Source organism: Embleya sp. NPDC025285 (genome assembly GCF_055558835.1).
The window spans coordinates 12,634-33,524 of the sequence record NZ_JBVHLU010000076.1; the positions used below are offsets into that span (position 1 = coordinate 12,634).

The 20,891-nt window shown below is 72.9% G+C and carries 32 protein-coding genes and 2 pseudogenes; 33 read left to right on the top strand and 1 reads right to left on the bottom strand.

Annotated elements, in window-relative coordinates:
* Positions 1-30 precede the first annotated feature (30 nt).
* The 9 genes and pseudogenes from ACZ4FV_RS36685 to ACZ4FV_RS36725 form a co-directional block, all read left to right on the top strand.
* Positions 31-456, top strand: a complete 426-nt coding sequence (locus ACZ4FV_RS36685) for a conjugal transfer protein TraB (RefSeq protein WP_465324825.1) — start codon at positions 31-33, stop codon at positions 454-456.
* A gap of 119 nt (positions 457-575) precedes the next feature.
* The gene (locus ACZ4FV_RS36690; RefSeq protein ID WP_465324829.1) at positions 576-2,702 is read left to right on the top strand and encodes a chromosome segregation protein ParM; all 2,127 of its coding nucleotides are present in this window, start codon (positions 576-578) and stop codon (positions 2,700-2,702) included.
* Positions 2,703-2,801: 99 nt separating this feature from the next.
* The gene (locus ACZ4FV_RS36695) at positions 2,802-3,428 is read left to right on the top strand and encodes a hypothetical protein (RefSeq protein WP_465324832.1); all 627 of its coding nucleotides are present in this window, start codon (positions 2,802-2,804) and stop codon (positions 3,426-3,428) included.
* A gap of 109 nt (positions 3,429-3,537) precedes the next feature.
* Positions 3,538-3,945 carry a hypothetical protein gene (locus ACZ4FV_RS36700; protein WP_465324834.1) on the top strand — a complete coding sequence of 136 codons (408 nt, stop codon included), beginning with the start codon at positions 3,538-3,540 and terminating at the stop codon, positions 3,943-3,945.
* A gap of 120 nt (positions 3,946-4,065) precedes the next feature.
* Positions 4,066-4,404: a hypothetical protein gene (locus ACZ4FV_RS36705; protein ID WP_465324838.1), complete on the top strand. Its 339-nt coding sequence runs from the start codon at positions 4,066-4,068 to the stop codon at positions 4,402-4,404.
* 130 nt (positions 4,405-4,534) lie between these two features.
* Positions 4,535-4,717 carry a hypothetical protein gene (locus ACZ4FV_RS36710; RefSeq protein WP_465324840.1) on the top strand — a complete coding sequence of 61 codons (183 nt, stop codon included), beginning with the start codon at positions 4,535-4,537 and terminating at the stop codon, positions 4,715-4,717.
* Between the two features lie 32 nt (positions 4,718-4,749).
* On the top strand, positions 4,750-4,950 hold the full coding sequence (locus tag ACZ4FV_RS36715) for a hypothetical protein (protein ID WP_465324841.1): 201 nt from the start codon (positions 4,750-4,752) through the stop codon (positions 4,948-4,950).
* A 199-nt stretch (positions 4,951-5,149) separates the two neighbouring features.
* On the top strand, positions 5,150-5,836 hold the full coding sequence (locus tag ACZ4FV_RS36720; protein WP_465324842.1) for a GGDEF domain-containing protein: 687 nt from the start codon (positions 5,150-5,152) through the stop codon (positions 5,834-5,836).
* A 284-nt stretch (positions 5,837-6,120) separates the two neighbouring features.
* Positions 6,121-6,348: pseudogene (locus ACZ4FV_RS36725) on the top strand (RapZ C-terminal domain-containing protein); the annotation flags it as partial.
* A 141-nt stretch (positions 6,349-6,489) separates the two neighbouring features.
* On the opposite strand, the gene ACZ4FV_RS36730 reads toward ACZ4FV_RS36725, so the two are convergent.
* Positions 6,490-7,119: a class I SAM-dependent methyltransferase gene (locus ACZ4FV_RS36730; protein WP_465324844.1), complete on the bottom strand. Its 630-nt coding sequence runs from the start codon at positions 7,117-7,119 to the stop codon at positions 6,490-6,492.
* Between the two features lie 36 nt (positions 7,120-7,155).
* Here ACZ4FV_RS36730 and ACZ4FV_RS36735 point away from each other — a divergent pair.
* The 24 genes and pseudogenes from ACZ4FV_RS36735 to ACZ4FV_RS36850 form a co-directional block, all read left to right on the top strand.
* A pseudogene (locus ACZ4FV_RS36735) lies at positions 7,156-7,344 on the top strand (transposase); the annotation flags it as partial.
* A complete protein-coding gene (locus ACZ4FV_RS36740) occupies positions 7,332-7,829 on the top strand; it encodes a hypothetical protein (protein ID WP_465324919.1) in 498 nt (165 codons plus the stop codon). The pseudogene ACZ4FV_RS36735 and the gene ACZ4FV_RS36740, both read left to right, overlap by 13 nt.
* Before the next feature lie 88 nt (positions 7,830-7,917).
* Positions 7,918-8,094: a hypothetical protein gene (locus ACZ4FV_RS36745; RefSeq protein WP_465324846.1), complete on the top strand. Its 177-nt coding sequence runs from the start codon at positions 7,918-7,920 to the stop codon at positions 8,092-8,094.
* A gap of 122 nt (positions 8,095-8,216) precedes the next feature.
* A complete protein-coding gene (locus ACZ4FV_RS36750; RefSeq protein ID WP_465324848.1) occupies positions 8,217-8,420 on the top strand; it encodes a hypothetical protein in 204 nt (67 codons plus the stop codon).
* Positions 8,417-8,920 (top strand): hypothetical protein, encoded by a 504-nt coding sequence (locus ACZ4FV_RS36755; RefSeq protein ID WP_465324849.1) that lies wholly within the window; start codon positions 8,417-8,419, stop codon positions 8,918-8,920. The genes ACZ4FV_RS36750 and ACZ4FV_RS36755 overlap by 4 nt, the downstream gene beginning before the upstream one ends.
* Positions 8,913-9,134 (top strand): hypothetical protein, encoded by a 222-nt coding sequence (locus tag ACZ4FV_RS36760; RefSeq protein ID WP_465324850.1) that lies wholly within the window; start codon positions 8,913-8,915, stop codon positions 9,132-9,134. Before ACZ4FV_RS36755 ends, ACZ4FV_RS36760 begins: the two co-directional genes overlap by 8 nt.
* Positions 9,131-9,418 (top strand): hypothetical protein, encoded by a 288-nt coding sequence (locus ACZ4FV_RS36765; protein ID WP_465324851.1) that lies wholly within the window; start codon positions 9,131-9,133, stop codon positions 9,416-9,418. The genes ACZ4FV_RS36760 and ACZ4FV_RS36765 overlap by 4 nt, the downstream gene beginning before the upstream one ends.
* 149 nt (positions 9,419-9,567) lie before the next feature.
* Entirely contained in the window at positions 9,568-9,936 is a 369-nt protein-coding gene (locus ACZ4FV_RS36770; RefSeq protein ID WP_465324853.1) for an RRQRL motif-containing zinc-binding protein, read from the top strand.
* A 383-nt stretch (positions 9,937-10,319) separates the two neighbouring features.
* Positions 10,320-10,568: an Lsr2 family DNA-binding protein gene (locus tag ACZ4FV_RS36775; RefSeq protein WP_465324855.1), complete on the top strand. Its 249-nt coding sequence runs from the start codon at positions 10,320-10,322 to the stop codon at positions 10,566-10,568.
* Positions 10,565-11,020 carry a Pycsar system effector family protein gene (locus ACZ4FV_RS36780; protein ID WP_465324857.1) on the top strand — a complete coding sequence of 152 codons (456 nt, stop codon included), beginning with the start codon at positions 10,565-10,567 and terminating at the stop codon, positions 11,018-11,020. The genes ACZ4FV_RS36775 and ACZ4FV_RS36780 overlap by 4 nt, the downstream gene beginning before the upstream one ends.
* Positions 11,021-11,122: 102 nt before the next feature.
* Positions 11,123-11,350, top strand: a complete 228-nt coding sequence (locus ACZ4FV_RS36785) for a hypothetical protein (protein WP_465324859.1) — start codon at positions 11,123-11,125, stop codon at positions 11,348-11,350.
* Positions 11,351-12,281: 931 nt separating this feature from the next.
* Entirely contained in the window at positions 12,282-12,428 is a 147-nt protein-coding gene (locus ACZ4FV_RS36790; RefSeq protein WP_465324862.1) for a hypothetical protein, read from the top strand.
* A gap of 6 nt (positions 12,429-12,434) precedes the next feature.
* The gene (locus tag ACZ4FV_RS36795; RefSeq protein ID WP_465324864.1) at positions 12,435-14,018 is read left to right on the top strand and encodes a DNA cytosine methyltransferase; all 1,584 of its coding nucleotides are present in this window, start codon (positions 12,435-12,437) and stop codon (positions 14,016-14,018) included.
* A 150-nt stretch (positions 14,019-14,168) separates the two neighbouring features.
* Complete coding sequence (locus ACZ4FV_RS36800; RefSeq protein ID WP_465324866.1) at positions 14,169-14,438, top strand: hypothetical protein; 270 nt, start codon at positions 14,169-14,171, stop codon at positions 14,436-14,438.
* Positions 14,439-14,534: 96 nt separating this feature from the next.
* Complete coding sequence (locus ACZ4FV_RS36805; RefSeq protein ID WP_465324868.1) at positions 14,535-15,590, top strand: hypothetical protein; 1,056 nt, start codon at positions 14,535-14,537, stop codon at positions 15,588-15,590.
* Entirely contained in the window at positions 15,587-15,868 is a 282-nt protein-coding gene (locus ACZ4FV_RS36810; protein ID WP_465324871.1) for a hypothetical protein, read from the top strand. The genes ACZ4FV_RS36805 and ACZ4FV_RS36810 overlap by 4 nt, the downstream gene beginning before the upstream one ends.
* A gap of 55 nt (positions 15,869-15,923) precedes the next feature.
* Entirely contained in the window at positions 15,924-16,730 is an 807-nt protein-coding gene (locus tag ACZ4FV_RS36815; protein ID WP_465324875.1) for a hypothetical protein, read from the top strand.
* 140 nt (positions 16,731-16,870) lie between these two features.
* Positions 16,871-17,413, top strand: coding sequence for a WDGH domain-containing protein (locus ACZ4FV_RS36820; protein WP_465324877.1), 543 nt, complete (start codon positions 16,871-16,873; stop codon positions 17,411-17,413).
* 95 nt (positions 17,414-17,508) lie between these two features.
* Positions 17,509-18,105, top strand: coding sequence for a hypothetical protein (locus ACZ4FV_RS36825; RefSeq protein WP_465324878.1), 597 nt, complete (start codon positions 17,509-17,511; stop codon positions 18,103-18,105).
* 114 nt (positions 18,106-18,219) lie between these two features.
* Positions 18,220-19,134, top strand: a complete 915-nt coding sequence (locus tag ACZ4FV_RS36830) for a DUF5131 family protein (protein ID WP_465324880.1) — start codon at positions 18,220-18,222, stop codon at positions 19,132-19,134.
* A complete protein-coding gene (locus ACZ4FV_RS36835) occupies positions 19,131-19,640 on the top strand; it encodes a hypothetical protein (protein ID WP_465324883.1) in 510 nt (169 codons plus the stop codon). Before ACZ4FV_RS36830 ends, ACZ4FV_RS36835 begins: the two co-directional genes overlap by 4 nt.
* Positions 19,640-20,071, top strand: coding sequence for a hypothetical protein (locus ACZ4FV_RS36840; protein ID WP_402240848.1), 432 nt, complete (start codon positions 19,640-19,642; stop codon positions 20,069-20,071). Before ACZ4FV_RS36835 ends, ACZ4FV_RS36840 begins: the two co-directional genes overlap by 1 nt.
* A gap of 208 nt (positions 20,072-20,279) precedes the next feature.
* Complete coding sequence (locus ACZ4FV_RS36845; protein WP_465324884.1) at positions 20,280-20,474, top strand: hypothetical protein; 195 nt, start codon at positions 20,280-20,282, stop codon at positions 20,472-20,474.
* 106 nt (positions 20,475-20,580) lie between these two features.
* Complete coding sequence (locus ACZ4FV_RS36850) at positions 20,581-20,877, top strand: hypothetical protein (RefSeq protein ID WP_465324886.1); 297 nt, start codon at positions 20,581-20,583, stop codon at positions 20,875-20,877.
* The last annotated feature ends 14 nt before the right edge of the window (positions 20,878-20,891 follow it).

Sequence of the window (20,891 nt, forward strand, 5' to 3'; positions counted from 1 at the left end):
CACCACCCGATCCCGAAGGAGGTCTTGCCGATGAGCGGCGAACTCGCGGCACGGCGGTCCGGCAACAACCGGGCGGCCGTCGCGGCCGACGGCGACAACGGCTTCCGGGCCGTCCAGAGCAAGTTGACCCGGCTGGCGAAGGCGGTCGACGACGCGTCCGCCGAAATGGGGCGTCTGGCCGCCAGGTTGCACCGCAACGCGGACCACGCCCAGCGCGCGGCCGTCGACATCACACAGGCGCAGCTCGACGCCAGGTTCGTGGGCATGACCTGGGAGGTCTCCCGGTCGCTGCGCGGGGCCGCCGCCCGCGTCCACGCCCTGGACGACACGGCGCAGGACGTCGCCGACCTCGCCCGCGAGGCCAAGGCGCTGCACGCCCGGCTCTACCGGGCGCTGGACGAGATCCGCACCACCCGCCGCGAACGCACCCCCAAACCCGGCTTCTTCGCCCGCTGAACCACCCGACCACACACGCGCCTTCGAACAGGGGGTGGCCACGCCGACCGGCGTGGCCACCCCCTGTCGTTCCCGCCCCTCCCCCACGTTCTCCCCTTCTCTTCCCCAAGGAGCCTTCGGTGTCCCGCAGCGTCGCCCTCGAGCGCCTCGCCTACGCCCTGGCCGCGCCGGTCCTGGTCGCCGCCCCCAACATCGCCCCCGACGGCATCACCAACAGCGTGATCGTCCTCGCCGGAGCCACCGGCACCCTCGCCACCTTCCACGCGACCCGAAGCGTGGAAGGCGTCGGCCGCAAGATGATGCGCTGGTCGCCCCTGGTGACCAGCCTGGGCGTCGACCTGGCCGCGATGCTCACCCCCGGCTGGGGCTGGGACGCGCTGATCGCCGCAGGATGGGCAGCGACCGGGGCGGCGATCCTGCCGCTCTCACGCACCACCAGACGCCGCTTCCGCCCCGCCCTCGACCACACCCCCGCCCCCAGGCCCGCACCGGCCCCCGCCGAACCGGCACCGGTCGACACCGGCGCGGACGCACTCACCCGCGGCGCGGCCGCGTTGTGGGAACGCGCCGGGAACCCCGGTCGCGCCCACGTCGTGCGCGCGGTCCCGCACCAGGGCACCGCACACGACATGACGGTGCTGCTGCGCGCGGACGAACCCGGCCGCCCGATCAAGGGCGTGAGCGAGGACGACGTCGCCGCCGCGTTCGGAGTCCACGCGAGCGACGTACGCCTCGACACCGTCCCCCACCAACCCGGCCGTGAGAGCGGCCCCGGCTGGCTCGAGGTCCGCGTCACCCCCGACGCCGGAAGCCGACGCCGCGAAGCCCCCACCGACCAGGAGAAATGGATCGACAAGGTCGCCCGCGCGGGCGGCGGCGCGCCCGGCTCGCGCCTGGTTGACATCAGGCGCGACCGCGAACGGGCCGTGACGTTCTACACGGCGGAGATGGTCGACCCCGCCGACAACCCGCGCGTGGACCCGGACAAGGTCTGTCGCGCGCTCGGCCGAACCTACGACGACGCCTGCGTGTTCCTCCTGATCGAGGGTCACCGCTTCCTGCTCAGCGTCTTCGACGAACCACCGCTGAGCCAGACGTTCCGCGCCACCCGCGAGCTGCTCACCCCCGACGCCAAGGGCATGTTCGTGTGCGGATACACCGTCACGAAACAGCCCGTGCGGAGCATGGTCTGGCAGGCCGACAAGGACGCCGCCTGCCACGCCCTCATCCTCGGCGTCTCCCGCAGCGGCAAGACCCAGTACTTCGCGCTCAGCATGGCCGCGCAATCCCTCGCGGGCGCCGTCATCTGGCTGTCCTCCGTCCGCGCGGACGGGAAACTCCCCGTGCTCGGCGAGCACATCGACCGCCAGGGCGCGGACCCCCTGTGGATGCTCCGCAGCCTGCGCGCCGCCCGGGCCCTGTGCGAGATCCGCGCCGAGATGCCCTGGTCCCACGACGGCCGCCCCCACGACTACAAACCCGGAGACCCGCGCTGCCCCTACTCGCTCCTCAACGTCTACGCGGACGAGTTCATGGCCGCGTCCAAGGACGCCCAGTACGGCGCGGAGATCCAGCAACTGGGCGACGACCTGACCGTCACCGGCCTCAAATACGGCGTCGGCCTGTGCGTCGCAGGCCAATCCCCCTTCGTCGACGACGGCTTCTCCACCGCGATGAAGGACAACCTGCGACAGAACTCCCGCCCCATCACCTTCAACTGCGGCTCCCCCGGCGCCACCCGCAAGGCCGTCGAGGGCACCATGACCGACGTCTACGACATCCCGATGATCCCCGCCCGCTACGCCGCCGTCGAGGGCAGCGCCATCGACCGGGCGATCACCGGCGAAGCCGACCCCGAGAACGGCGTCGGCACGGGCGGCGTGGCGGTCATCGTTCTCGACAACGGCCGCCCCGTGCTGATCCGCACGCTCTACGCCGACTTCGACACCGACCTCGGCGACCTGTTCCCGGACGAGATCAACCGGCTCACCGACCACGAGATCACCGAACTCGACAAGCGCGGCCTGTGGGGCGACTGGACCCGCCCCGACGAAGACCTCGAGGAAAACGACGACAGCGACGGGGACGGGGACGGCCGGGACCGACCCTCCAAGAGCAAGGGCGGACCGCGGGGCCGGCGCGGAACGGGCCGCCCCTGCGCCAAAACCGGCGGCAGGCCCCACCCGGACGAGATCACCTCCCCGCAGGCGGCGCTGGCCGCCATCCAAAGCCTGCGCGACACCTGACCACTCGCCACCCGAACGCAGGACGAGGCCGAATCGCGGCCCCACCCACCCTGCCCGGCCGCCCGGCCGGTGCAGTCCAACAGCACCCGAGGACCGGACATGACCCACGAAACCGCCGAACCCACGCCCGACACCGACCAGGACAACCCCGACACCCCGCCGTGGTGGCGACACGGACACGTCGGCCTGCTCGTCTCCGACATCCACCGCGCGCCGCGCCTGGGCTGGAACGGCATGGCCGGATGGATCCGAGCCACCCTCACGGCCGCCGGCTCCGCCGTCGGCGGCGTCCTGATCGTCTACGTCCTGATCGGCCTGTTCCGCCTCGCGCTCGGCCTGGTCCACTGGTGCCAGAGCCATGTCCGGGGCGGGTCGGTGCCGGACGGAGTGCTGTTGACCGTCACCGACCCGGTCCGCCACTACCTCGACACCCACACGCAGTCGTTGCCTCTCGACGCCGGCACGACGTTCTCCCTGTGGGCCTGGACCGGACTCGTCACCCTGGTCGTCGCGGGCCTCGGCTCGGTCGGCGGCCGACTGACCTGGACGGCATGGGGCGCGGCCACCGTCGCGATGGTGTGGACCGGCACCGACGCCCCCGGCCGCGAGGTCGCCGCCGGCATCACCGTCCTGGCCTGGACCGCAGCCTCCGTCATCGCCCTCCAAGGCCTTTCACTGCGGTCGATCGTCATCCAAACCGTCAACGACCGACAGGCCACCGACTAGCCGCTGCCGGCTGCCCGTCCCCGCCCGCGCCGCACCCCCGGCCCGGGCGAGGGCGGAGAACCGACAGAACCGCCGCCCCGTACCCCAACACCACGCCAGGAGTCGATTCGTGCTGCCCACCGACCACTTGCCCAAGCACCCCGGCCTGCCGCGTCACGCGGCCGCCGCGACGACCACCGCCGTGGTGACCATCACCACCGCCGACGGCACCGTCACCCCCGCCTACCTCACCGTCCCCGCCACCACCGGCACCCCGGGCCACGCGACGGGCCCGTACGAGATCACCCCCACCCCGACCACACCGGCCGGGCGAACGACCGTGCCGCAATGGGCACTCGGCCTCGCGGTCGGCGGCATCGGACTCGGCGTCGCCGTCGCCGGGATCGGCTACGGCATCGGCGCAGCCGCCCCCGGCATCGCCGCCGGAGCCGACCTCCTGTGGGCACTCGCCGCCGCCCTGGGCGCGGCCGCCGGCCTGACGCTGCTGCTCGTGACCCGGCGACCCCCACGCGACTGACCCCAGGCCCTGTCCCCACGGTCCCGCCGCTGCCCCCCACACCCGGGCGCAGCGGCCGGCGCCGCGGGCAACGACCCACCCGACACCGAACCGTCCATCCCACTCCGGGAGTGATCAGCCATGCGCGAAAACACCCGAACCCGCCGCGTGCGACGCGCCGTCGTCGTCGCCGCGACCACCCTTGCCCTTGCCTGGGCACCGGCCGTCGCCCACGCGGCCGACACCAGCCGTCCCTCGGTCGCCGGGACCGGCGGCAGCGCGGTGTCCGTCACCACCGGCGTCCTCGCCGTCCTCGCGGCCCTGTACCTGTCCTGGAAACGCGGTGTGCTCCTGCTGGTCCTGCTCGGGATCGCCGCCGGGGCGATGCTCTCCGGCACCACGCTCGCCGAGACGCTGTCCGACCTCGTCGACCGCCTCGCCCACGTCGCCGCGGACGCCCTGTCCTCCGTTTTCGCCTGACCGGCCGATCCCCATGCGCCCGGAACCCAGGGTCCGGGGCCGTGGAGGACGGCCGGCATCCCACCGCCCGCCCGGCGCGGCCACCTCGTGTGGCCACACCCTGCCGACCCACCGACGGAAGGACCACCGCATGGACCGCAAACCGGACCGCAGGCTCGCCGCAGCGATCGAACGCGACAACCGGCTCGAGGACACCGGCATGCACGGCGACGACCGGGCGACCTGCTGGACCCACCAGGCATGGGCCCAGGACTGCGCGGACGACCCGATGCACACCAACCCCAGCGCCCTCCACCACCCCCGCCCGGCCTGACCGCCCGAACCGAAACCGAAAACGGAGAAGACATGTACGCCACGCCCACGACCAGCTACGGCTTCGAGCTCACCATCGGCGACGAGTTCGACCTGGACGACGTCCCCCTGTGCTGCGACCAGGACATGCCCGCCGTCGACGGCGACCGCGCCTACCTCACCCGCAGGTGCGGCATCTGCGAGACCACCCTCATGGTGACGCGCGGCGACGAGCTGATCTTCGACATCGGCTGACCCGCACGGGCCGCATTGACCGACCCGGAGCATGCCCCTGGCGCCGGGCGCCGCGCTCCACCGAGGAGCGGCGCCGCGGGCCCGGGACGGCGAGCACACGAACGACCCGAACCCCCACGACGAGGAGGCGCACCCCACGCCTGGACAGCCGGGTGCGCCTCCGTGATCCGCCCCACGACGAGACGGGATCGCCACCATCATGCCCATCCACACCCCGCAACGACAGCGCTCCCGCGCCCTGTTGCTCACCGCCGCCGCCCTACCGCTGGCCCTCGCGGTCGCCGACGACGTCCGCCTGCGCCGCCGTCTCGAGGCCGCCGGACGCGACGAACTCACCGGCCTGCGACGCCGCCAGGCCCTCACCGACCACGGCGAGAAACACCTCCCCACCGGACACCGTGCGGACGACGTCGTGGCCCTGCTCCTGGACGCCGATGGCTTCAAGCAGATCAACGACGTCTTCGGACACGCCGCGGGCGACCGGGTCCTGTTTGCCATCGCCAGGCGCCTGCACCGCTGGTGCGCGGCACGGCGAGGCATCGCGGCGCGTCTGGGTGGCGACGAGTTCGCCGCGTTCGTCCGCCTCCCACACACCGACGCAGGCCGCGAACTCGTAGTCCTGCGCACCCGATTGGGCGAACCCATCGCGTACGGGGATCTCACGCTGCCGTGCTCGGTGTCCGTCGGCGCCGCCCACGCCGCAGACCTGCCCGGCCGGCCGTGGACCGCGCTGCTGCGCGCCGCCGACGTCGCGATGTACCGCGTCAAGTCCGGCGAGGCGGAGTTCCCGTACCTGGGCACACAGGCCGACGCGGCGACGGCCACCGTCAACGGCCGCCGCCCCGGCCGAGCGGGCACGCACCTGGCCGCCGCACCACCCGCATGATCCCCGACGCACCCACAGCAGTCACGGCACGCGGGCCCACCGTCCCGACCGGCCCCGACAGGGTCCGGTCCGGGCGGCGGGCGCACGATCACCCGACCCCCACCACCATCCGATCCCCGTCACGGGAGTGATCTCGCATGCCCGAACCCACCCACCACCGCCCGGTACACGCCGCCGACGACCCCGGTTCCGACGCCACCCACCACGACGACCTCGTGTACTCCCCGGAGTGGATGGCCAGCGAGCGTGAGGCCACCGAGCAGATCGCCCGGGGCGAGGACGCGATGTTCGCCCACCTCGAAGGCGAACCCGCGCCGAACCCGGGGATCCGGATCGTGTCGTTCGGCTACGGCCACCCCGCGCCGCCGCCGGTCGCCGAGATCGTCTGCGACCTCCGCAGGGCGTTCCGCAACCCCCACCACGACCCCGCGACGCGCGACCGCACCGGACTGGACGAGGACGTCTACCGCCACGTCCTGGCCACCCCCGGCGTCGAGGAACTCACCGCCGCCGTCGCCACCGCAGCCCTGAACCTGTGGACCGGCGCACCGACAACACCACCCGCCGCAGCCCCGTCCGGAGCCTGCCCACCAGCACCACCTGACGCGCGCGACGAGCGGGATGGAGCCAGCCCGCCAGCCGGACGGATGGACCTATGGGCGGCGGGCCAGCAGGTGGGCGTCGAGAAAGCCCCGTTCGGAGGCCGGGTCGTGGAGCAGCCGAGCGAAAGGAACGAGTCCGGCATCGGCCAGCAGTTCGGCGAGGTGGTCCGCCGGCCAGCTGTAGGCAGGTGCCACCTTGTGGTCGAACTTGACCGGCTCTGGTCCGTCGGTCCCGAAGAAGGAGACCAGGAGCACGCCACCCGGCGCCAGGACGCGGACCTGCTCGGCGAGCAGCTCAGGCAGTTCCCCCGGTGGGGTGTGGATCATTGAGTAGTGGGCCAGTACGCCGCCGAGCACACCGTCCTCGATCGGCAAGGACTCCATCCGCGCCTCCTGGAAGCGCAGCGCAGGATGGGCCCGCCGGGCGTGGTCGACCATGCCGTGGGAAAGGTCGAGTCCGAAAGCGTCCAGGCCCAGTTCGTGAAGCATGGCCGTCAGATGTCCGGGCCCGCATCCAACGTCCGCTGCCCGCAGGTTGCCCGTCGCGCGCACCAGTTCGGCGAAAGTGCCGAGCATGGCCCGGGCGAACGGCTGCGTCTCCAGCCGGTCTGCGAACAGCGATGCGTACAGCTCAACGACTCCGTCGTAGGCCGCTCTGGTCTCGTCCTGATGATTCGCCACAGGGAGGACCCTATAGCCGGTCCAATAATCGGTCTTGTGGCAGGTCAAGGCGAGGTGACGGACGCGGCGTGGGAGCGGATAGAGCCCTTGTTGCCGCAGGCGGACGGGCGGGGCCGTCCATGGCGTGATCGCCGACAGTAGGTGGTCAATGGTGTGTTGTGGCGGCTGCGGACTGGGGCTCCTTGGCGCGACCTGCCTCAGCGGTACGGGCCGTGGCAGACCGCACCATGATCGATTGCAGTCGGAAGCAACAGTTCGAAATAGGCGAGAGAATCGGCGGCAGGCACCGTGCGGTCGGCGCGGCCCGCAGGGTCGCGGAACACATCACCGCCGCCGGAGTCACGGTCGACCTGGTCCACCGCGACGTGCACCGCGACGTCCTGCCCACCACCCACCACGCCAACGACCGGGCCGATTCCCTCACCGAGCCGCAGGTCGCCGTCGACCCGGCCCCGACGGAAGCCGCGGATACCGAAATCTTCGATCTGCGCGCGCTGTTCGGCGTCGGCGTCGATCCGATCCGCGTCGAGGACCTGAGCCCGCATCAACTGCGCTGGGCGCTGACGCTCGCCCGCGAGGAGATCGCCGGCCACATCACCAAGTGGGGCGAGGTCGAGGACACGTTCGGCGACGAGATCGCCTGCACGCCCGGCTGCCACGGCTCACGCCTGATCCCGCCGTGCGAGGAGTGCGACGAGGAGGACGAGTAGTCCGTGCGGCCACGGCCCCGACCGGCTTCACCGCCGGCCGGGGCCATGGTCGCACGAGCGACCCCAACCCACGACGAGGAGAACCCTCTTGGCCACCACCGACCCCTGGGCCGACGACTACCTCCCGCCCGCCGGGACCATCCCGCCACCGCCTGCTGCGCCCCCGGACGACCCCGACGACCAGGAGGAGGTTCGGATCACCCTCTGCCGCTGCTACGGCGAGGGCTGCGACAACTGCGGCAACACCGGCGTGATCCACCCCTGACAGCCCGACCGCTCCCCATGACCCCGGAACGCGTGTCCGGGGTCGTGGAGGACGGCCGAGACGCGGCCGCCCCGGAGACCCACCCACATCCGATCCGTCGACCGAGAAAGGGCCCACTCATCGTGAACGCCATCGCCCCCGCACGTCCGGACCCCACCACCGCCACCACCCGCGCCGACCTCGCCCGCCGCCTCGAACTCGCCGCCCGACGCGGCGACAACGACACGCATGCGCTGATCCTCACCGGCCTGCGCACCGCCGGCCTGGGCACTCTCGCGGCCGACCTCGCCGCCGCCGTCCCGGCCGGCAAGGAGGCCGGCCGATGACCGCGCCCCGCGACGCCGACAAGCGCGTCGACCACGTCCTGGGCGCACACGGCGCAGCCGCGCTCGTCAACGCCTGGATCGAGGCCCTGGTGCTCGACGACCACCTGCCGCGCCCGGTCGCCACCCGCATCGCGTGCGTACGCGTCGCCGACCTGTCTCCCTGGCTGATCGCCGCCCCCGGGCAGACCTGGCGCCTGCGCGACGAGTTCGAACCCACCAGCGACTTCACTCCGGAGCTGGTCCGGATCGTCGCCGCCCGTCGCCCGCACGGCCTCGACGCACGCAACGGCCAGGCCGCCGTCTGGCTGGCCGACGCCGAACACGACCCCCGCGGCACCGTCGGCGGCTGGCTCGACATGGACGACTTCGCGATCCTCTACGCCATCGAGGACTGGCCCCACCCACGCGTACGCCGAATCCGCGACGACGGGATCGTTCTGTCCGTCTCCCAACAACGCCCCACGACGGACACGGATGGGGACGGTGGCGGCGATGGCTGACGAGTTCAGAGCGGACCTGTACATCACCGACACCAGCGGCAAGGAACGCCTGGTCGACCGCGTGTACTTCGAGGGCCGGGACTGGGACGACGCCTGGGACCACACCGAGACGCACCTCAAGGCCCTGCGCCTCGCCGACGGCGAGGCATGCCACGGCGACTTCTACCGCGACAACGCCGGCCTCAAGGAATACGGCGACACCGTTTCCCTGTGACGCGCCCCCGCACCCACGCGGCGATCGACCGTATCCGCCTGCCCCTGCCGCGCGGAGTCGACCACACCCCCCGTCCGGCGTGCGCGATCGCCCACCTCGGCGACGGCATCCGGGCCTGGTCCGATCACGTCTCCGACGCGGCAGCCCTCCTCAACCCTGCTCACCCCCTTCGCGGGCTGCGGCCGCCGCCAGGCCACGCGATTCACGACCTCGACGACGTCGACCAGGCCATGAGCCTCGCCCACGTCAACACCGATCGGCCCTGCCACGGCCACCGCACCTGACCCCGCACCCGGACTCGCCCTCGCAACCAAGGAGATCCCGTGCACTCGATCCGCCTGATCTCGTTCGGCTACGGCCACGACACACCCCCCGACCCGCGCCACCGCTTCCGCGACCCCCACCACGACCCGTCCACCCGCCTCACCGAACGATGACCGAGACCACCGAGACCGGGATCGAGGTCTACGCGTACAGGCACGCCCCCTGGTACCTGCTCACCCGCCGCCAGCTGCGCAGGCTCGGTCTCAGCCCCGGCAAGGGCCGTCAGGAGATCGCCGCCGAGATCCGATGGCGACGCGGGCTGCGTGTCGCCTACCTGTACGACATCGGACGCGCCGAACGCGTCCGCCCGACGACCGAGGACCAGGCCCGCGCGCTCGACGAAGCCATGCGCGCCCGTCGAACCTGCCCCGGCTGCCGCGTGGTCCAGGACTACTGCATCCCGACCTCACGCGGCCTGTGCGTGCCGTGCTTCACCGGCGAAACCGTCGTCGACGACGACACACCCCCGCCCTGGTGACCGGGCCGCTCCCTCGGCCCCTGCCCACACGGTCCCGACCGCGCCCCACCACATCCCGGTGTCGGTGGCGCGGTCCGGGCCGTGGGCGCACGAGCCCACCCCGACACCGAGACGAAGGAATCTCGCCATGGCGATCGAGATCGTGCCCGAGCCCACCACCGACACCGACCCGGAAGGCCCCCGCACACACGACCACACCGACGGCGATGACCTGAACGTGGAAGAAGAGCTGGAGGAACTGTTCGAGTGGGCGACCGCGCACCCCACCGCTCGGATCCGAGCCCTGGCCGAGCGCACCGCCCAGGGCCTGACCAGTCTCGCCGAACACCGCGACCGCGCGGGCCGTCGACGCGGCCACCACCCGCCTGATCGAGGCCCAACTGATGCTCGCCCGAGCCGAGGCCGACCTGCGCGTCGCCAAAAGCGGCACCGGTTCGGTGCCCGCGACCGTCACGCCGTCGCGTGTGCCCGTAGCCGACCCCGGCCCGGCGCAGCGGCGGGAGGAGGGCCGCAGGGCACGGGCGTGGGCGGTGCGTACCGGGCTGGCGTGCCCGGACCGGGGCATCGTCCCCAAGCACGTCCTGGACGCCTACCGCCGCGCGAACCCCGACGGCACGGAGGCCGGGCGGTGACCGCCGTCGACGACATCGGGGCCGGTACGGCGCCCGGCCTCGACGACGCGGGCCTGGTGGCCGCGTTGCACCGCAGGATCGACGACCGCATCGCCGGCCACCGCGCCGCCGACCGGAAGGCCGCGGTATTGCTCGCGGGGATCGGGCTGAGCGCCCCGGTGCTGTCGACGCTGCCCGCCGTTCTCGCCCGGGCCGCCGGGGCCGGCCTGGTCCTGGCCGTCGTGCTCCTGGTCGCGGTCCTGCTGCCCCGCACCGGCGGATGGCAGCGCCTTGCGCGTGACCCCGACGCCGCGCTGCGGCTGATCGCCGAGCGCGAGACGCCGATCGAGCTCGCCGCCGAGTACGAGCGCCTGGGCCGGATCACCGCCGGCAAGTACGCGCTGATCAGGCTTGCGCTGCTCGTGCTCGCGCTCACCGCGGCGATCACCGCGATCGCCGCGTCGGCCGTGTAGTCGGCCGAGCCCGTTGCCCCCGGGAACCGCCCACGTGGCGCCGGGGGTTTCGAGCGCGGCCGAACCCGGCCGGGCAGCCCCCCGCAGACGGGATCCCAGCACGTGAACAGCTACCGCCTCGACTACATCTCGGCCGACACCGCCGCGGGCGTCGAACTCATCGCCGACAGCACCCGGTTCGACGCGACCGACGACACCAAGGCCATGCGCGACGCCACCCGCCTCCTCAAGGCCTGGGGCAAGCCGCGCAGCACCACCGAGCGCCGCACCGGCCGCCTGTGGGCGCTGCGCGACCGCGCCAAGGTGCTCGTCGGCAACGTCTGGCAATAGCCCGCCCCCGGCCGGCCGCCCGACCCGCGCGATCGTCCGCGCCCGCGAACCGACTTGACCGGGCCGGCGGAGTCGAGCGTCCATGGCCGCCACCGCACGGCCGGACACACACCATCCCGGAATCACCCGCCCGACCCCGGAACCGACACCGAAGGAGACTGCACGATGAACACCGGATACCAGCGCCACGTGGCGGAAGCCGAACGCCTCGCCCGCATGGCCCACCACCACAGCTACGGCGACGGTGCGGACCCCACGGCCGGGTAAGCCCTCGCCACCGAAGCTCTCGCGCAGGCGACCCTCGCTCAGACCCTTATCCTTGCCGCGCTGCTCGAAGCCGTCAACACCCACCCCCACCTGCCGGCGCGGGTGGGCGAGGCCGTCGGCGCCAGCATCGCCCAACCCGAGGAAGCCACCGCGCGGACGCACTCCGACGCGGGCTGACCCGGCCGCGCCCGTTGCCCCCGGAACCGAAGCGGTCCGGGGGTTTCGAGCGCGGCCGAATCCGGCACCGCGCCCGCTCGACACCGACGACACACCGGCCATGCGCCGCCGGTCGCCGAACCCGCCGCGCAGGCGTCACGCCTGCGAAGCGACGCACTCGTCGTTGCAGACCTCGGCGTCCGGGACCGCCTGCCCGCCCGCCGTCCCGAGATCCGATCGACGGCCCACCGAGCACCGCTTGTCACCAAACGCTGACGCGTCCGCACGGCCCCGAACGCCGGCAGCTCCCGCGCTGCGATCCCCGCCGCAGTTCAGGCCACATGCACCCGCCCGGACCCACCCACAGCCCCTCGCCACCCAGCAAAGCCCGCCCCCACGCACGGACTTGACCGGGCCGGCGGAGTGGAGCGTCCATGGCCCCGCCCGGCCGGACCCCCGCCCGGGCCGTGGCGAACCCACAACCCGACACCTGTCGAAGGAGTACGCGATGAGCGACGCAACCCGGTACCAGGCCCGGGCCGTACGCCTTGCCGAACCGCCCCGCCACGGCGGCCACGGCGACGGCGACGACCCGGCGACCGCTCGGCCCTCGACCACCGAGACGGTCACCCGCGCCGTCGCAGGCAGGCGGTGAACGGCCGTGACGCTGACCATGACCGACCTGTTCTGCGGCGCGGGCGGCAGTTCCACGGGTGCCCTGCAGGTCCCGGGGGTGTCCGTGCGGCTGGCCGCGAACCACTGGCGGCTCGCCGTCGAGACCCACAACACCAACCACCCCACGACCGACCACGACTGCGCGGACCTCTCCCAGGTCGACCCGCGCCGCTACCCCACCACGGACATCGGATGGTTCTCCCCCGAGTGCACGAACCACACGAACGCCAAGGGGAAGCGGCGCGCGGCGGCCCAGACGTCGTTGCTCGACGAGCCGCCGCTGCCGGACGAGGCGGCCGTGCGGTCGCGGGCGACGATGTGGGACGTCGTCCGCTTCGCCGAACACCACCGCTACCGCGCGATCGTGGTGGAGAACGTCGTGGAGGTGCGGGACTGGGAACTCTTCGGTGCGTGGCGCGCCGCCCTGCAGGCGCTCGGGTACTGCGTGCACCAAGTGTTCATGAACTCGATGTTCGCCGCCGCGCTCGGCCCGGCGGCCCCGCAGTCCCGGGACCGCTGGTACGCCGTCGCCCACCGCAGGCCGTCCCCGTGCCCGGACCTGGACCGGTGGACCCGCCCGACCGCGCACTGCCCCGCGTGTGACCGGCCGGTTCGCGCGGTGCAGGCGTGGAAGCGCCACGACCGCCCCGGCGGCAAGTACCGCGCCCAGTACGTGTGGCGCTGTCCGACCGCGCGCTGCCACGTCGAGGTCCACCCCGCGGTGCGGCCGGCGGCCGACGCGATCGACTGGACGGTTCCGGGTCAACGCATCGGCGACCGCCCGCGCCCGCTCGCCGCCAAGACGCTCGCCCGGATCCGGGCGGGGCTTGCCAAGTACGCCCGCCCGATCACCCTCGAAGCCTCGGGCCACACGTTCGAGCGCAGGCCGGGGGTCCGGACGCGGCCGGTGGACGCGCCGCTCACGACGCAGACCACGAGCATCACGAAGGCACTGGCGTACGGGCCGCTCGCCGCCGAACCCCGGGGCGGCGGTGACCACGGGCCGCTGAGCTCGCCGGTGCCCACGGAGCACACGTTCGGGAGGCCCCTCCGGCCGGTCACCGCAGCCGAACACACGCTCGTCATGCGCAACAACACCCCGCGCGGCGACGCGGCCCAGATGTGTACTCCCGCGACCGAACCCCTGCGCACCCTCACCACCGCCGGGCATCAATCCCTGATCACCTGGCCGCCGTTGCTCGTCCCCTCGGGCGGAACGTGGAACGAGGCCGCGCTACCGGTCGACGAGCCGATGCGCACCCGCACCACCAGCGAGACCGACGCGCTGCTCGTGCCCTACTACGGCAACGGCAAAGCGCGGCCGATCGGCGAACCCGCCTCGACCGTCACCACCATCGAACGCCACGCCCTCGTCGTCGCGGACCTCGACGTCCAGGACTGCCTGTTCCGGATGCTCGCCGTCCCCGAGATCCAGGCCGCCATGGCCTTCCCCGACGAGTACGTACTCCTCGGCACCAAACGCGAACGCGTCCGCATGGCCGGAAACGCCGTCACCCCACCCAGCGCCCGCGACCTGATCGCCGCAGTCGTCCACGCCCTCACGAGCTGACACACCCGCCCCGAACCCCCAGCCTCCGCGCGTCCGCACGACGCGACCGGGCCGGCGGAGCCGTCCACGGCCGGCCCCCGACGCGCCGCACACCCGCCGGACCGTCCCGCACGACCACAACCCGACACCGGACCGAAGGAGCAACAGCACATGAGCAGCGGAGCCCGCCACTACGTCGAGGCCGAACGCCTGGCGAAGATCGCCCACCAGTACAACCAGGGCAACGACCCGGTGAAGGGCCGGGCGTGGGCCACCGAGGCGCTCGTGCACGCCACGCTGGCCCAAGCCGCCGCCGAGGCCGCGCGGATCACGCCGGACGACGTCGACCCGGGTACCTGGATGGACTGGCACCGGGTGATCGACGACCGGCTCGCCCACCCCGAGCCGATGGCCATGCGGGACCACTGCGACCAGGGCTGACCCGGCCGCGCCCGTTGCCCCCGGAACCAAGCGGGTCCGGGGGTTTCGAGCACGGCCGACCCGGCCGTCGCATCCCGTCGAACCTCGGGAGTCACGTTGACCACCACCCTCGAACGCACCGTCCCCGCCCGGGCCGCCGAGTCCGAGCGGCCGCACATCGTGTGCCTGTGCGGATCCCTCCGGTTCACGGCCGAGTTGGCCCGAGAGAACGCGCGACTGACCGCCCAGGGCCACTTCGTCCTCGCCCCGGCCGGCGTCGGCCTGGACCGGCCCTCACCCCTGTGGGCCACCCCCGACGCGGTCACCGCCCTCAAGGAACGCCTGGGCCGCGTCCACCGCGCCAAGATCGCGTACGCGGACGAAGTGGTCGTCGTCTGCCCCGACGGGTACATCGGCGACGACACCCTCGAGGAGATCGCCCACGCGAAGAGCCTGGGCAAACCGATCACCTACCGCGACACCCGCGCGCCCGCCGGCACCGTCCGGCCGCCCCGGCCGGAACCGGCCTCGTCGGCACCGGTGTTCGCCGCCGACTTCGTCCAAGCGCTGCGCGAGGTCCGCCCGCACTGCGGCGAGGACGTGACACTGGAACTCACCCGGGGGATCCGGCTGCAGGCGCGCGGCGACCGGCTCTACGTCGTCGCCTCCGGCCTGTACACCCTGGGCGCCACCGTGATCGACACCCCCGGCATCGGCACCTGGGACGCGCACGTGCCCCGCCGGGCCGTCGACGCCCTGACCACCCTGGCCACCACCGACGACGCGTACCTGGAACACGTCCCCGCCGAAACCGACCGGGACGGCACCTCCGCCCTCGTCGTCCACCTCGGCGCACAGCAATACACCGTCGAACACCACTACATCGGCGACTACCCGAACTGGCGGCCCCTGGTCGCCGAGGCGATCGCCACCGGCCCCGCCCTCGACCGCGAGGTCGTGCTGTACGCCAACCAGCTCGCCAAGTTCATCTCCGACGAGTTCCTGCCGCTGGTGATGTGGGGCGGCAGCGACCCGGCACAACCCCTCGCCGTCACACGCGGCACCCACCACGTCGGCCTGATCAAACCCCTGCGCCGCGTGTACGCCCCGGGCCCGGACGAGATCCGCGACGCCTGGCGGCACATCCTCGCCGACACGGGCACCGCCCGATGATCCGCGCCGGCGACACCGACCTCGGCGACCGCACCAGCCTGAATCTGCTCGCGGCCGAGGCCGCGATGTACTCGCGCGGCCCCGGAATCCACGTCCTGCACACCCTCGCCGGCGGCCGAGGCCGCCTCACCGCGCGCGACGTCGACCAGGCGCTCGCCACCCTCGACGAACTCGCCGCCGACACCGCCGCCCGCGACGGCGTCCGCGGCCACGCCCACGCACTGCGTACCCGCCTCGCCGACGTGCGCGGCGCGACCCCGATCGACCTGACCACCTGAACCCGCGCCGGCTCCAACCACCGCGCCCGAGGGGCGCAGAGGAGGAAACGTCATCGTGACCCTCGACTTCAAAATCACCGAGCACCACATCACCGACCCGGACATCTGGCCCGAGGAGCGGTACCCCGTTCCCACCGGGATGCCCACCTGGGCGCTGATCACCCCGCACGGCGAGGAGACGACCCACCCGACACGCGACGCGGCGTGGGACGCGTTCCGCGCCACCGTGGACGCTCCCGACGCGCGGATGTGCCTGGACGAGGAACTCGGGGCGTTCGTGGTGGAGGTGCCCGACCCGGACGCCACCGGCGAACACCGCCGGACGGGTTTCGAGATCACCCTGTCCGTCGACACCGTGTGGGGGACGTGGGGGGAAGGAGAGGAGCGCCTGCTGACTTCCCCGACTCCCCTCTCCGCGTTGACCGCGGAGGAGATGCTCCTGGTCGTGGGGCAGTTGCGGCTGGAGCACTCGATCTGGTGGGACGCGGATCGCGAGCAACACCCGGACGACGGCCACACGCCCGCCTGCCGCGGATCCCGCACCGCCGCCCGCTGTGAGCGCCCCAGGCCCTGCGACCGGCGGATCGTCAAGGCCTACCACCTGGTGCCCGACGGGGCGCTGCGCAAGCGCGTAGCGGTGGGTGTCCTGCGCGTGAATCCGCAGGTGCGGCGCGACCCCGACGCCCGCTGGATCTGCCTCGCGTGCGCGGAGCCCCGGCAGCCGTCCGACCAGCCCTTCACCGACAGGCAGGTCGCCGACCACCGCGGCTACATCTCCCGCGCGTGCCAGTCCTGCGAGAAACCGTTCCCCACCGTCGAGGAGCCCGCGACGCCGCCGGCCACGACCGGGCCCGCACACTGAGCGACCCACTCGCGGCGGCCGTGTGCCGCGCGACACCGATCGAGCCGATCACCTGAATCCGCCCCCGGGGCGACCGCACGCCGCGACCAAACGAGCGCGGCCGCCCCGGGCCCAACCCCGCCCCCACGAAAGGGGGGCGGATGGAGGGACCCATCGTGACCGCCACCACCACCCACCGTCCACCCACACCCACGTCCGCCACCGAATCCGACCCGACCGAGCCCCTCTACCGCGAACGCGCCCACCTGGTGGCCGACCTCGCCGCCCGCTGGCGCTCGGTCCTCGTCGAACGCGCACCCGACCTGCCCCAGTTCGCCATCGTCTACATCCACACCGTCGCCGGCCAGATGAGCTGGCACATCAACCCCGCACACCTCGACCTGTTCGGGCACGTCCGCGTCGTCGACGCCGACCACCCGCTCGCCCAATGGGACGGCCACACCACCACGCAGAAATACGCCAGGCTGCGAGCCCTGCGCAGCACCCTGCCCAGCGCCCCGCCCGCAGTCGTCGGCGAGCGGGTCTCGTACAGGGACGGCCGAGGCCACACGTGGATCACCACCGACAACGACCACGGCCGGCTGCGGTCGCGCACGCCCGACCACGCACCGGACCGCCACGACACCTTCACCGCGGTCCTCGCCGCCACCGGAACGCTCGTCGCGTTGGGCAACGCCCAATGACCGCGCCCGCGCCTCGGCGTCACCGACGATCGCGCCGACACGGCACCGTGTCCTGCGCCTCCACCAACTGCCCCCACCCCGCCTGCCGGACCGCCATGTACCACTACGACAAGCGCCGCGCGCTCGCCCGCGCCCGCGGCGAATGGCAATCGTTCGTCGACAGCGACCCCACACGCACACACCTGGAATCCCTTCGCGCCGAGGGCCTGCCCAAGACCCGCATCGCCGCCCTCGCCGGCGTGAACATCAAAACCGTGAACCGGGCCCTGGACCCACACCGGCCCCGCCTGCACCACGACACCGCACAGCGACTGCTCGCCGTCACCGTCCCCACCGACCCCGTCCTGGGCACCCGGCCCGAAAGCGTCGTCGACGCCACCGGCACCCGCCGCCGCCTCCAAGCACTGATCGCCCTGGGCTGGTCCCGACCAGCCCTCGCCGAACACACCCCCCGCTCCGCCGAGATGCTCGGCATCCTCGCCCGGGCACGACACGTCGAGGCCCGATCCGCGCTCGACATCCGCGACCTGTACAACCGCCTGTCCATGACCCCCGGCCCCAGCCGCCGCGCCCGCGCCGAGGGCGTGCAACGCGGCTGGCCCACTCCCCTGGCCTGGGACGACCACACCATCGACGACCCGGACGCCCGCCCCGTCGGACACCCCGCCCACGAATTCGCCACAGAAAGGTAGGGCTCCCATGACCACGACCATCGAACGCACCGAGACCTGCTTCACCCGTCGGTCCTGGTGCGGCCCTCTTCGCGAGGCCGCCCGTACCCGTCGCGATCTTGCCGGGGGCCGGTGATGAGTACGTCGACGAAGATCGAGTGGACGCGGGGCGACGACGGTTCGCCCGGCGCGACCTGGAACCCGGTCACCGGATGCACCGAGGTGTCCGAGGGCTGCGACCACTGCTACGCGAGGACGTTCGCCGAGCGTTGGCGCGGTGTCCCGGGGCACCCGTTCACGCAGGGCTTCGACGTCCGGTTGTGGCCGGACCGGCTGAGCAAGCCGCTGTCGTGGCGCAAGCCGCGGCGGGTGTTCGTGAACTCGATGTCCGACCTGTTCCACGACCGGATCCCGACCGAGTTCATCGCCCGCGTGTTCGCGACGATGGCGCTGAGCTCCCGCCACACCTACATGGTGCTGACGAAGCGGGCCGCGCGGATGCGGACGGTCCTGTCGAGCGGCGACTTCCGCGAAGCCGTCGCCGAACACGCCACCGACACCATCGCGAACACCCCGCCCCACCGGGGAAGTTGGCGCCTCGACCTCGGCGGGCACCGGCTCGCCGGCGACTCCGGACACGGCGGCGGCTGGACGGTGACACCCACACCGCACGGTCACCTCTGGTCCCCGCCCTGGCCGCTGCCCAACGTGTGGATCGGCGTGTCCGTGGAGACCCAGAAGTGGTCGGACATCCGGACCCCCCAACTGGCCCGGACACCCGCCGCGGTGCGATTCCTCTCGTGCGAACCCCTCCTGGGCCCGATCGACCTCCCAGCCGCCGACGTCGACTGGGTCATCGCCGGCGGCGAATCCGGGCCGGGCGCCCGGCCGATGCACCCCGACTGGGCCCGCTCACTACGCGACCGATGCCAAGCCGCGAAGGTGCCGTTCTTCTTCAAACAGTGGGGCGGCCGCACCCCCACGGCCAACGGCCGCGAACTCGACGGCCGGACCTGGGACGACCACCCCCGCACCGGAGGCCGACCATGACCCGCACCCGCGCCCGCACCCACGCCTCGAGGAGGACGAACACCCACGACAGCACAACCGGCTGCACCCAGCACTACCGCGGCCGCCGCACCTGCCGACACTGCCGCGCCGCACACACCACGCCCCCCGCAGCCCGGGCCGGCGACGGCCGGTTCGGGCTCGCCCCTCCCCTGGTCCGCACCCTGCGATCGGTCCTCACCGAACACACCACCCCCGACGGTGACCACCTCGTGTGGCACCGCCCCGGCGCCGTGCCGCCACCGCACGTGTCCTGGCAGGGCCGACGCCTGACCATCCTCACCGTCTCCTGGCTCGTCCACCGCCGGCGACCACCCCGAGGACTCCTGCGCCGCGCCTGCAAACGACCCGACTGCGTCGCCCCCGCACACATCACCGACCGCCACGACCGGAACGTGCAAGACGCCGTCCTCGGTCTCCCCATCCGCGACCTCGACCCCGACAGCGTCATGCCGAACACCCGCCTCCCCCACCGGTGGACCCCCTGATGGGGACCGACCGGCCACCCGCCTACACCCTCCCCACCACCTACGAACGCGGCTCCGGACGCATCACCCCACCGCGTGATCGACTCGCCATGGGCGAGGCCGCCTGGTTCTGCAACGACTGCGGCGCCGAACGATCCATCACCACCCGCAGCCCCGACGAGAGCGCCGCGCTCACCGCCCAATGGCACGCCCACACCTGCGACCCGCTCCCCGAACGGTGGATGGTCGCCCCCAGCGACATGCCCTGCGACCTGTGCGGCCGATACACGCGGAGCCGATCCGCGCGCGGCGGAAGGCCGTGCCACCCCGTCTGTGTCGCGCGTCGAACGGCCCGACACGCGGCCACGGCCAGCGCACCCTCGCGTGCGACACCCGAACGCGCGGCCGCTCGGCGGCCGGACCGCACATCCGGGCCACGCGGCGGCACCTGATCCGGCACCGCCCGAGCACCTTGGTAGACACCACCCCAAAAAGGGCCCTCACGCGCGAACACGTGCGTGAGGGCCCTTTTTGTTTGGACCCGATTTCCGTATGCGGTGAACCGCCGGCCGCCCCGGGCCCACCCCAACGCCGTCCACCACCCCCAGGCCGCCCTTTCCATCCACGCGGCCGGTAACCACGACAGTCAGGAGAAGTCCGATGACCGACACAGCGCCCGCCCGCAGCCACGACCACCCCGCCTCGGACGGTCGTCCCGCCCCCGGCGACGGCGGGCACACGGCCGCCGCCCGCGCGAGTCGCGACATCGCCGCACACGCCGCCTGGGGCGTGGCCTACCGAGCGGGCATGACGGCCTGGTCCTGGATTGAGAGGCTGTGGCTCATCCATCACTGACCGATCCCGGGCTCCGCACGCCACCCCGCGCGCCCTGTCGGGCGCCGGGGCGGCCGGCGCACACTGGGGGACGGACCCGAACCGACCCGAGCGGAGGACCACGCCCATGGACGAGCCCGTGCTGCGCACCCACATCGGCGGTGAATTCGTCGAGCTCCCCGGGTCGCTTGCAGGCATCCGTGCCGGACTCCCCGACGACGAGACACGCGAGGCGTTCGATCGCGAGATCTCCCAGGCTCCCCTCGAACACGTTGCGCTGATCGCCGCCGAATGGGGCCTGCCGCAGGAGGCCCGCGACGAGGACGACGCACTGATCGCGCGCATTCGCGCCGGCGACGCGACCGCGGCCCGCGAGCTCACCCCCGAGGAACTCGACTACGAGCCGGCCGAGCCGGGCCGGTGAGCTACCGCGTCCAG